Annotated in this window: 10 protein-coding genes and 1 riboswitch; of the genes, 6 read left to right on the forward strand and 4 right to left on the reverse strand. The window is 59.4% G+C overall.

From position 1 onward, the window contains the following. Positions 1 to 350: 350 nt before the first annotated feature. From ACRC1E_RS02290 to ACRC1E_RS02305, 4 genes are all read right to left on the reverse strand, one after another. Complete coding sequence (locus ACRC1E_RS02290; RefSeq protein WP_438513489.1) at positions 351 to 1,967, reverse strand: methyl-accepting chemotaxis protein; 1,617 nt, start codon at positions 1,965 to 1,967, stop codon at positions 351 to 353. 138 nt (positions 1,968 to 2,105) lie between these two features. Next, the gene (locus ACRC1E_RS02295; RefSeq protein WP_438513490.1) at positions 2,106 to 2,735 is read right to left on the reverse strand and encodes an ABC transporter ATP-binding protein; all 630 of its coding nucleotides are present in this window, start codon (positions 2,733 to 2,735) and stop codon (positions 2,106 to 2,108) included. After that, positions 2,719 to 4,269 carry an ABC transporter permease gene (locus tag ACRC1E_RS02300; RefSeq protein WP_438513491.1) on the reverse strand — a complete coding sequence of 517 codons (1,551 nt, stop codon included), beginning with the start codon at positions 4,267 to 4,269 and terminating at the stop codon, positions 2,719 to 2,721. Before ACRC1E_RS02300 ends, ACRC1E_RS02295 begins: the two co-directional genes overlap by 17 nt. A gap of 3 nt (positions 4,270 to 4,272) precedes the next feature. Beyond that, entirely contained in the window at positions 4,273 to 5,286 is a 1,014-nt protein-coding gene (locus tag ACRC1E_RS02305; protein WP_438513492.1) for a thiamine ABC transporter substrate-binding protein, read from the reverse strand. Positions 5,287 to 5,334: 48 nt separating this feature from the next. Next, positions 5,335 to 5,425, reverse strand: a riboswitch (TPP riboswitch). Positions 5,426 to 5,779: 354 nt separating this feature from the next. On the opposite strand from ACRC1E_RS02305, the gene ACRC1E_RS02310 reads away from it, so the two are divergent. The 6 genes from ACRC1E_RS02310 (at position 5,780) to ACRC1E_RS02335 (ending at position 10,589) form a co-directional block, all read left to right on the forward strand. Beyond that, the gene (locus ACRC1E_RS02310; RefSeq protein WP_438513493.1) at positions 5,780 to 6,730 is read left to right on the forward strand and encodes a glutathione S-transferase family protein; all 951 of its coding nucleotides are present in this window, start codon (positions 5,780 to 5,782) and stop codon (positions 6,728 to 6,730) included. 1 nt (position 6,731) lies between these two features. Further along, complete coding sequence (locus ACRC1E_RS02315) at positions 6,732 to 7,784, forward strand: NADP-dependent oxidoreductase (RefSeq protein WP_438513494.1); 1,053 nt, start codon at positions 6,732 to 6,734, stop codon at positions 7,782 to 7,784. Then, a complete protein-coding gene (locus tag ACRC1E_RS02320; RefSeq protein WP_438513495.1) occupies positions 7,781 to 8,191 on the forward strand; it encodes an organic hydroperoxide resistance protein in 411 nt (136 codons plus the stop codon). The genes ACRC1E_RS02315 and ACRC1E_RS02320 overlap by 4 nt, the downstream gene beginning before the upstream one ends. 73 nt (positions 8,192 to 8,264) lie before the next feature. After that, positions 8,265 to 9,245: an LLM class oxidoreductase gene (locus ACRC1E_RS02325; RefSeq protein WP_438513496.1), complete on the forward strand. Its 981-nt coding sequence runs from the start codon at positions 8,265 to 8,267 to the stop codon at positions 9,243 to 9,245. Positions 9,246 to 9,468: 223 nt separating this feature from the next. Then, positions 9,469 to 9,681, forward strand: a complete 213-nt coding sequence (locus ACRC1E_RS02330; RefSeq protein ID WP_438513497.1) for a (2Fe-2S)-binding protein — start codon at positions 9,469 to 9,471, stop codon at positions 9,679 to 9,681. 542 nt (positions 9,682 to 10,223) lie between these two features. Next, positions 10,224 to 10,589, forward strand: coding sequence for a response regulator (locus tag ACRC1E_RS02335; protein ID WP_438513498.1), 366 nt, complete (start codon positions 10,224 to 10,226; stop codon positions 10,587 to 10,589). The last annotated feature ends 147 nt before the right edge of the window (positions 10,590 to 10,736 follow it).

Raw genomic sequence — 10,736 nt, forward strand, 5'->3', positions numbered from 1 at the left:
TGTTTTCTCCTGAGTTTGCAAAGCAGCATAGGGGGTAACCCTATGCCATCCTGGCTTCGGGGTGCAGCTTCTCCTTGTAGAACGGCCTGTTGTCGGGCTCATGTCTTTTTTTACCACCGGCATCACACCGGCACCGACAGAGCCCTTACTCTAAAATGCCGCACCGCATCATGCCATGCACATATATGAAAAGCAAACCGTCTCTAACCCACCAAGCTAAAAGGGTTTTATCCTGCTACACACTGCAGCGCTGCCTGCAAAGCGAACCGCCGCCGCCCGCAAGCATAAAAAACAGGCGCTGCGAAATCCGCAGCGCCTGTTTTTTAGTGCCATTACACCGGGTTTGATTGTCAAACCACGCTGAAACGCCCCACTGAATCCTGCAACGACTTGGCCAGCGTCTGCATCGCTTCGGTCGAGCGCGCCGCATCGATGGCAACGCCCGCATTGTCACCGGCACTGGCCGCGATACGCTCCACATGCAGGGCAATTTCACTGCTGGCCGAAGCCTGTTCACGCAATGCCCCGGAAATATCGAGCACCGCACGCTGCGTGGCCTCCGAGCTTTGCTCTATCCGTACAATCACTTCCTGCCCCTGATCGGCCAGACTGACACCGGTCGCCACTTTGGACACCGCATCCTGCATGGCATTGCGGGTGTTTTCCGACAAGTGCTGGATATGGCCGATCTTGGTAATGATTTCACCGGTTGCGTTGGAAGTGCGCTCGGCCAGCTTCCTCACCTCGTCGGCCACCACCGCAAAACCGCGCCCGGATTCACCGGCACGTGCAGCTTCGATGGCCGCATTCAAGGCCAGCAAATTGGTCTGGTCGGCAATATCACGAATCACGGCCACAATCGACGAGATACCCGCTACGTCATTCACCAGTCCTGCCAGCGTGCCGGAAGCCACATCGACCTGTTTGTTGATCAGGCGCATTTCGTCGGCAGCCCCGCGCACCACCAGCCCGCCTTCGCGCGAAAACTCGCCCGAACGCACCCCCAGTTCGCGTGCCTGCTCGGCATTCCCCGAAAGATGGGCAATCCCCTGAGTCATCTCTTCGATGGATGCGGCCATGGCGCTGGCGGCGGTGCTTTGCTCGCTGGAACGCCCGGCAACCTGTTCGACCTGACGTGACAGCTCGCCGATGGTCAGCACCAGAGTGCCTGCGCTATCGGCAACCTGCCCGACCATGGCACGCAGATCATGCTGCATGCCGGCAATACCGGCGAGCAAGCTATCCTGATCCCCCGGCAACAACTGAATACTGGTATGCAACTGCCCTGCCGCAATCTTGCGCACCACCTCGCGCGCATAAGCCGGCTCACCACCCAGCTGACGGGCGATATTGCGCTGGATATTCCAGCCCAACGCACCCAGCAGCAGCGTCAGTACGGCGAGCACCCCGCCTTGCTCGAACGCGTGCCCCAGCACGTCGCTATGAATCTTGTTGGTATAGATGCCGGTGCCGACCACCCACCCCCAGTCGCCGGACTTGAGGTTCATACTCATCTTGCCGACCGGTGCGTCGGCACCGGGTTTCGGCCAGTCGTACAGCGCGACGTCGTTCGCAGCAAGTGCTGCGGCGAAAATATCGCCCAGATTACGGCCATCCGGTGTCTTCAGCGCGTAGATGCTGCTGCCGGCCAGCTTGGGCTTGACCGGGTGCGCGATGAAATTAAGCTTGTCATCAAGCAGGTAATAGTAACCGTCTTCGCCGTAGCGGGCAGCCATCAGCGCGGCCTTTGCGCGCGCCTGTGCTTCGGCCAGCGGCAACTCGCCGCGACGGGCGACATCCTCGTAGGCGCGGACGATGGAGACCGCGCTTTGAGTCTGCTCGGTGACTGTTCCCCGATAGGTCTCGACCAGCGAGGTATACAAGTTGTACAACCCCCAGCCGGCCATCAATACGACGCCCAGCAGCATAGCCGCTAGCTGCGCCAGCAACTGTTTCTTGACTGTCATGGCATTCCCTCAAGGATAAAGACTTTGTTGTACTGGTCATTATTCCACAATAAAATATGCTAAAAAAATATAATTGGCTAGTCGTATTTTCCCTGATGTCAAGATTGCATGACGCAGAGGGGAGAGAGGGGTGGCGCGCTAGCGAGGCGGCGGTAAGCTGAGTACGCGATCGGCCAGCCGCTCGGCCTCGGCCGCATCGTGCGTCACCAGAATAGCGGGCATGCTGGCCGCCTTGAGGCGGCGGCGGAACTCGTCCCCCAGCGACTCGCGCAAGGCTGCGTCCAGCGCCGAAAAAGGCTCATCCAGCAACATCAGTCGTGGCCGGGTAATCAGTGCACGCGCCAGTGCCACCCGCTGCTGTTCGCCTCCCGACAGACCCCATACCCGTCGAGCCTCAAATCCGGCCAGACCGACGTCGGCCAGCATGAGATGCGCCCGTGCACTCGCCTCGGCCTTGGGCACGCGCTGTTCGATCAGGCCGAACATCACATTGCCCAATACGTCCAGATGCGGAAACAGTGCGAAGTCCTGAAACATCAGCGCGAAGCGGCGGCGCTCGGGCGGCACGCCGGCAAGATTCTGCCCGTCAAACCACAGCTGCCCGCTGTCGGGCATGGCCAGGCCGGCAATAATCTTGAGCAAAGAGCTTTTTCCGCAACCGGAAGGCCCGAGCAGGGCCACCACTTCACCGGCGGCGACGGTCAGGCTGAAATGATGCAGCAAGGGCCGGCCGGCATAGGCAAGACTAAGGTCAACGATCTGGAGCATGATTTTTTTCCGGCCACTCGATGGCAATAAAGGCCAGCAGGGCAAACAGCATCAATAACACGGATAACAGCAGCGCCGCTTCCAGATTGCCTTGCCCGGGCCGGCCCAGATGCTGGTAGATCAGGGTCGTCAACGTCAGCCATTCGGGGCGCGACAAAAACAGGGTCACCGCAAATTCGCCCACCGTGGTGGCGGCGGCAAAAGCAAGCCCGCGCCGAAATGCAGGCCTGAGCAAAGGCCAGCTGACCCGCCACCATACCCGCAGCGGTGACGCGCCCAGCGTACGGGCAGCACAAAGCAGATTGTCCGGCAAGGCATCCAGCGCCGCAGCCAGACTCTTGGCAATAAACGGGTAAGCCAGCAAGGCATAGCTTGAGACCAAAAGCAGCAGACTGGCGCTCCAGCCCGGATACAGCAGCAGCAGGCCGAAAGCCACACATACCGGCGACACCACAAACGGCAGGAATGCCGCCGCACGCATCATTACATTTCGCCGTGCCGCCAGCGCATGCAATACGCCCAGCAAGCTGGCCAGCAGCAAGGCCATGGCGGAAAAACGCAGGGTATTAAATAGCGCCAAAGCCGTGTCTGCATTCCACAGCAAGGCCCAGGCCTCGTACTCCACCTGCAGCGCACGCCAGACTAGCGCCAATAGCGGTGCAGCAGTCACCGCCAGCAGGATGGATAAGGCGGCAGCCAGCAACAGCTGCCGGCGCAGGCTATCGGCTTTAAGCAAGGCCAGAGGTTCGGTTTTGGCCGGCACAGCCAGTCGCGCCTCGACCCCGGCATAAAGCAAGGCCGCTGTCGCACTGACCAGCATCGCCGCCAGTGCCAGCACGCCGGCATCGGCCAGATTCAGCTCGTAAGCGACCAGCGTATAAATTTCGACTTCTACCGTCGCCCACTGCTGCCCCCCCAGAAGCAGCGCCAGGCCGAAACCGGAAAAGCAATAGAGAAAGACCAGACACAGGCTGGAAGCGAGCCACGGCAAAAGAGCCGGCAGCTCGATACGCCAGAACGCACGCCACGGCGATGCACCCAGCGTGCGCGCTGCCAGCAAGCGGCTGGCCGGCAAAGCCAACAGGCCGTCGACCGATGCACGTATCACCAGCGGCAGGTTGTAAAACAGATTGCCGTACAGCAACAGCCACGGCGTGTCCTGCAAATCCAGCCCGCTGATCCCTCTGGGGCCGAACAGGGTCAGTACCCCCATGCCGGCCACCAGCGTCGGCATCACGAAGGGCAGCAGGATCAGCCGCAACAAGAGGCACCGGCCGGGAAAATCCAGCCGCGCCAGCACCCACGCCAGGGGCAGCCCCAGACTGGCCGTCAATACACAGGTGATCGCAGCCTGCGCCAGCGACCACCACAGCCGCTGCTGCAGATAAGCATCGTCCAGTACCGCGAGGTTAAGCCCACCCCAGCCCTCAGCCAGCAGACGCGCCAAGGGCAACAAGGCCAGCAGCAGCAAAAAAACCAGCGGCGGCAGCGCGAGCGCACGCTGTGACGCCCGCGGCAATACATCAGTCTGCATGGTTTAGCGCAACACCACCTTGTTCCAGCGTTTGAGCCATGCCCCGCCCTGCTTGGCAATGGCCTGCGGCGTCACCTCGGCGGCAAAACCCGGCTCGGCCGCATGGCTGAATACAGCGGCCACCGGACTGCCTTCCACCACCGGATACATCCACATCGCGGTCTGCAACTCGGCCTGCACCTCGGGTGAACGCATGAATTCGACAAACCTGGCCGCCGCTACAGCTTCCTTGCCGCCCTTGACCAGTGCCACACCCTCGACCTGACGGAATACCCCGCCCTTGAGGAACAGGTTACCGGTCGGTGAAGTGCTGATTTTGTCCTTGCTGTAGAACACCTCGGCTGCCGGACTCGTAGCGTAACTCACCACCAGCGGACGCTCACCGCCGTTACGCGAAAAGTCGGTGTAATAGGCCTCGCTCCAGCCCTTGGCTACTTTCACGCCATTGGCGCGCAGTTTGCCCCACCAGTCGAAAGCCTGCGCTTCGCCCATGCCGGCGATGGTCGCCAGCATAAAAGCGTAACCGGGGCTGGAGGTGGACGGGTTCTGCACGACCAAAAGCTTGCTGTAGGCCGGCTTGGTCAAATCCTGCAGCGATGCCGGCAGCGCCAGCTTGTGCTTGGCAAACCAGGCTTTGTCGTAGTTCAGCGTGACATAACCGTAGTCGGTGCTGACCACGCCCTCACCCAATGCGTAACGCGCCTTGGTCTTGAGCGCTGCGCCGCTATACGATGCAATCACGCCGGCGGCAGAGGCCTTGGCCAGCAGGGTGTTGTCCACACCATAAACCACATCGGCGATCGGATTGGCACGGGTCAGAATCAGTTTATTGACCATCTCGCCGGCGTCGCCGCCCTTGATCAGCGACAGTTTGACGCCGTGTTGCTGCTCGAAGGCCGCCAGGCGTTCCTTGGGCAGGGCAAACGACGAATGCGTCAGCACGCGCAACTCGGCGGCCTGAACGGCGCAGGCAGCAAACGCAAGCCCGATGGTGGTGAGGATACGAACAGACTTCATGACTTCTCCGCGTGAATGCCGACGGCGGAGAACGGAAACGGCAGACGAACACCTGCCGAATCACACTCCCTACGCTGGCACGATCCAGATCAGGTAATGGGGACTCTCTCAGCCCGCGTGGGCACCCCCGGTGATTTGCGCACGCATGATAACGCTTAAAGCAGCCACCGAGAAGACAGCTCATTCAAAGCGCATGACCGCCACGGTATTCATGTACCCCTGCCCTACCTACGCGACGGCCTTAACGGCATGACCACCATAGGACTTGCCGCGTCTGATGCTGAATATGGAATAATTTCCATATTTACTAGCCGACCGGTCTAATCTTGCGTATTATTCAACTCAGGATAAATAATCAAATACGCAGCAGTCGTTAGAGTCCGTCATAACAGACGGTCTCTTTTATTTTTTTCCACCCATTAGACGACCGGTCTAATCCAGATTTAGCCATGCAGCGCTTACTGCTTGAATAACGATAAGGATGTCAGCCACCATGGCGCCAGAACTGATACTGCATCACTACGAAGCCTCGCCCTATGCGGAAAAAATCCGCCTGCTGCTCGCTTACAAGCAACTGCACTGGCGCTCGGTCATCATGCCGCCCATGCTGCCCAAACCGGAATTAATGGCACTGACCCATGGCTATCGCCGCGCGCCAGTACTCCAGATCGGCGCCGACCTCTATTGCGACTCGGCACTGATTGCCAGCGAACTGGAACGCCGCTTTCCGGCACCTGGCACAAAAAACCGGGCGGCCGGCGCTCGCGCCGGCCTGATCAGTCACTGGGTCGATGTCGAGCTATTCTGGCTGGCGGTGCGCTATGTAATGGGAATGCGCGCTTGGCAGCTTCCGCAAGCGCTGCTGGACGACCGCGCGGCCATGCATCTGCAGTTTGATTTTTCCCGCGCCACGCTGGTGGCGGACTTGCCGCATATCGAGAGCCAGCTGCAATGTTTGCTGGCGCTGCTGGATACAGTCTTGACACAAGACGATTTTCTGGGCGGCACACAGCCGGCCCTAGGGGACTTCGGCCTCTATCACCCCTTGTGGTTTTTACATGGTGCAGGTCTGCTGGATACGCTGCTTGCCAAGCACCACGCACTCCCTGACTGGTTTGTCCGCATGCGAGCCTTCGGCCAGGCCCCGCACCACAGCATGGAAGCCAGCGAGGCCATCGCCATTGCACTGGCCAGCCAACCACTAGCGCTTGCCGGCATTAGCCACGAAGCAGCATGGCCTGTCGGTAGCTGGTGCAGCGTCATGCCGGAAGGCTACCCACAAGAGGCCGTCTGCGGCCAGCTGCTACATCTGGATGACCATCAAATTACGCTGCAATTGCTTGCTGCTGCACACGGCCCGCTGCAACTCCATTTCCCGCGCCTGGGCTATATCATCGCGCACCCTGCCGATCATGCCGCCACCCCATTACAGAGAGCCCATTAATATGTCGCAAAATCGTCAGATCCTATTGCAGCAACGCCCAATCGGAGCGCCCACCCTAGAGGACTTCCACCTGACAGCGGGCCCGCTTCCGGTTCCGGCGGCCGGTCAGGTGTTGCTGCGCAGCCTGTATCTGTCACTGGATCCGTATATGCGTGGCCGCATGAGCGATGCCCCCTCCTATGCCGCACCGGTCGCTTTGGGCGAAGTCATGGTGGGTGCCACCATCTCGCGGGTCGAAGCATCGCAACATGCAGATTTCGAACCGGGTGATCTGGTGCTGGCCTATAGCGGCTGGCAGGACTATGCCCTGTCCGATGGCAGCGCGCTCAGCAAGCTGGATAAAGAGATGCCCCACCCTTCGCGGGCACTCGGCGTACTGGGCATGACCGGCTTTACCGCTTATATGGGCTTACTCGATATCGGTCAGCCCAAAGCCGGTGAAACCATTGTGGTCGCAGCTGCCAGCGGCGCCGTGGGTTCGGTCGTCGGCCAGATCGCCAAGATCAAGGGTTGCCGTGCGGTGGGTGTGGCCGGTGGTGCCGAGAAATGCCGCTTTGTGGTGGAAGAGCTGGGTTTTGATGCCTGTATTGATCATCACCAGCCCGACTTTGCCGCCCAACTGGCAGCCGCCTGCCCGCAAGGCATCGATGTTTACTTCGAAAATGTCGGCGGTGCGGTCTTCGATGCTGTCCTGCCCTTGCTCAATGTCGGTGCCCGCGTGCCGGTGTGCGGCCTGATTGCCCACTACAACGACACCACGCTGCCTGCCGGTCCCGACCGCTTGGGCCTGCTCACCCGCACCTTGCTGACCCGGCGTATCAAGATGCAGGGTTTCATCATTTTTGACGACTACGGTTCACGCTATGACGAGTTTTTCAAGCAGATGAGCCTATGGCTGGCTGCAGGTCATATCAAGTTCCGCGAAGATAGGATCGAAGGGCTGGAAAATGCGCCTGCCGCCTTTATCGGTCTGTTGCAAGGCCGCAACTTCGGCAAGCTGATCGTCCGCGTGACAGCACCGCAAGACACCAAGCACAACGGAGAAAACCTATGAAGCTACTTTACCAGACCCGCGCCAGCGCTCAGGGTGGGCGCACCGGCCACAGCAAGCTGGACGATGGCAGCCTGGCCTTGGACATGGCCATGCCAGGATCGGGCACTACCGGCGTCAATCCCGAGCAGCTGTTTGCACTGGGCTATGCCGCCTGCTTCGACAGCGCCTTGGCCTTGACTGCGCAACGCCTGAAACAAAACATCACCGGCAGCAAAACCTCGGTTCAAGTCGGTATGGGGCAAAATGATGCCGGCGGCTATGCACTGGATATCGAACTGTCTGTCGAAGTGGGCGGCCTGCCTGCCGACGCGGCACATGCTCTGGTAACGGCGACCCATCAAGTCTGTCCTTACTCGAACGCGGTACGCGGCAATGTTGCCGTACGCCTGAATGTACTTGTCGTCTGACAGCTCTCGCCATTGACGGAACAGCGCGGATAAAACAGCGCGTGTTCCGTCAATGCATACTAGAAAGGACACGATGTTTTCAGTCAGTCAGACCGGCAGCGATCAGCAGCACGGCTTTAGTCACACCTACCGCCAAGGCCAACTATCCGTCGGGGTTTTTTTCCCGATAGAAGCCTTTACCGGCGACACCCCGGCCATGACAGGCCAGATGGCATTGGCACAACAGGCAGAGACACTGGGGTTCAAGGCCTTATGGCTACGTGACGTCCCCCTGCGCGACCCTTCTTTCGGTGACGTGGGACAGGTCTTCGACCCGTGGGTCTACCTTGGGTTTGTCGCCGCGCACACCCGCACGATTGCGCTGGGCACCGCCTCCATCATTCTGCCCTTACGCCACCCTTTACACATGGCCAAGGCCGCCGCCAGCGTAGACCAGCTTAGCGGCGGGCGTTTGCTACTGGGTGTTGCCTCCGGCGACCGGCCGCTGGAGTATCCGGCTTTCAATATCGAGGCCGAGTCGCGTGGCGAACGCTTTGTTGAAGCCATAGGGGTCATGAAGCAGGCCTGGAGCAGCAGCTTCGCACCCATCAAATGGTCGCAAGGCCTGATGGCGGGCGCCGACCTGATTCCCAAGCCCACCACACGCACCATCCCGCTATTGGTCACCGGCAACAGCCGCCAATCGCTGGACTGGATCGCCAGAAACAGCGATGGCTGGATCAGCTATCCGCGCGCACCCGCTATGCAAAAGGCAATCGTCGAAGACTGGCAGCAGGCACTGCACAGATCGGCAGACGGCGTTTTCAAACCATTTACCCAGTCCTTGTATATCGATCTGGATGCCAACCCCGATCAGGCACGCAGCCCCATCCATCTGGGTTACCGCCTCGGACGCCATGCCCTCGTGGTCTTGCTGCACGAACTGGAAAGTGTGGGCGTCAACCACGTGATCCTCAACCTGAAATATGGCCGTCGCCCGGCAGAGGAAGTGCTGGCGGAACTGGGCAGTACCGTCTTGCCACAGCTAGCGGCGCATCAAGGCGCAGCAGTTTAAGCGGGTATGTGCTGCATCGGCGATCGCCGCCGCCCTTGAGCAGCGACAGCTTGACTACGTGTTGCTGTTCGAAGGCAGCCAAGCGCACCTTGGGCGGGGACAACGGCGAATGTGTCAGTACACATAGCCCGGCGGTCTGAACAGTACACGCCACATCTTATTGATAATAATTCTCAATAAGATTACAGTGGTGCTGTTTTCATCTAGCCGCAGCGGAGCACCCATGTACATTTGCATATGCAAATCTATCACTGACAAAACCATCCACCAGAAGGTCGCGGAAGGGATGAGCTCTATGCGCGAAATGAAACAATGCCTGGGCGTAGGCAGCCAATGCGGCAGATGCATGCCCGCAGCACTGGACTTACTCAAGCGCAGCCTGCAAGAAAAAATAGCCCCCTGCCAGCTACCGCAGCAAAGCCCCTGCACTTGTTAAGCATCAGCATGCTCACTTTGGATATTGCACCGCCGCTGCGCAGCGTACCCAGCATCAGGACAACATGCCCGCTAATGCGGGCTTGAACTTCCATGAGTTAGCCGAGAGTTCAAGCCCCGCGTTAGCGGGTATCCGAGCAGCAGCTTGCTCCGAAAAGCCATGACGCCCGACCCCGTCAATTCATCTGCAAATAGGAATGCAGCCACTGGCTGAGGTCCTCCCGGCGCCCAGCCAGCGCCATGCTGCGCAAGCGCACCCCACCTGCCCCTGCCAATCGGACGGGTATGGAGCGCGCACCCGCGCGTAGTTTTTTTGAGGCAACAGGACATACTCGCATCCTGATCCACCACCACCGCGGCCTCTCCACTGCACTGCAAAAAAGCCACACTACCTCAATGGATTCCTTGTACCAGCACGATATATTTAATGGTATGATTTATGAATAAATCAGTTTATATGAATAATAAATTGTATTTAAATTTACCTTGGGTTAGCTAAGCTTTATCGCCTGCCGACCTTGAAGCACACTGGAGCCAGACAAAGTGAAAACCATCTTCCTCGTGGATGATTCGGCCACCATCCTGCTGAGCATCTCCAATATTCTCGGCAAAGCCGGCTTTGCTACCGACAAGGCCAGCAACGCGGAAGAAGCCTTGCGCAAACTCAAGACCGGCGCCAAGGCCGACCTGCTGCTGACCGACCTCAATATGCCGGGCATGAATGGCATCGAGCTGATCAAGGAAGTGCGCAAGCTGCCCAACTGCCGTTTTATCCCCATCCTGCTGCTCACCACCGAATCGCAGCAGACGAAAAAGATGGAAGCCAAGGCCGCTGGCGCCACCGGCTGGATCGTGAAGCCGGCCACGGCAGATGAACTACTCAAAACCATCGGCATGGTTCTTCGCTAAAGGAGTCACCATGTCGCTCGGCGACCTTATGAAGCGCTCCTTGCTGGTAGCCTTGCTAGTCACCAGCGGCTCGGCCATCGTCGTCTACCTCTTCCATGAAGACTTCCATAGGGCCTTCCTGCCCGGCCTGGGAATCGGCCATAGACT

It is taken from the genome of Craterilacuibacter sp., from assembly GCF_051659485.1.
Taxonomy (GTDB): domain Bacteria; phylum Pseudomonadota; class Gammaproteobacteria; order Burkholderiales; family Chromobacteriaceae; genus Craterilacuibacter.

What these genes read in the sequence shown, in the direction of transcription:
- ACRC1E_RS02300 (WP_438513491.1), bottom strand. Translation starts at nt 4,269, where the DNA reads ATGCAGACTGATGTATTGCCGCGGGCGTCACAGCGTGCGCTCGCGCTG.
- ACRC1E_RS02305 (WP_438513492.1), bottom strand. Translation starts at nt 5,286, where the DNA reads ATGAAGTCTGTTCGTATCCTCACCACCATCGGGCTTGCGTTTGCTGCC.
- ACRC1E_RS02310 (WP_438513493.1), top strand. Translation starts at nt 5,780, where the DNA reads ATGGCGCCAGAACTGATACTGCATCACTACGAAGCCTCGCCCTATGCG.
- ACRC1E_RS02325 (WP_438513496.1), top strand. Translation starts at nt 8,265, where the DNA reads ATGTTTTCAGTCAGTCAGACCGGCAGCGATCAGCAGCACGGCTTTAGT.
- ACRC1E_RS02330 (WP_438513497.1), top strand. Translation starts at nt 9,469, where the DNA reads ATGTACATTTGCATATGCAAATCTATCACTGACAAAACCATCCACCAG.
- ACRC1E_RS02315 (WP_438513494.1), top strand. Translation starts at nt 6,732, where the DNA reads ATGTCGCAAAATCGTCAGATCCTATTGCAGCAACGCCCAATCGGAGCG.
- ACRC1E_RS02295 (WP_438513490.1), bottom strand. Translation starts at nt 2,735, where the DNA reads ATGCTCCAGATCGTTGACCTTAGTCTTGCCTATGCCGGCCGGCCCTTG.
- ACRC1E_RS02290 (WP_438513489.1), bottom strand. Translation starts at nt 1,967, where the DNA reads ATGACAGTCAAGAAACAGTTGCTGGCGCAGCTAGCGGCTATGCTGCTG.
- ACRC1E_RS02320 (WP_438513495.1), top strand. Translation starts at nt 7,781, where the DNA reads ATGAAGCTACTTTACCAGACCCGCGCCAGCGCTCAGGGTGGGCGCACC.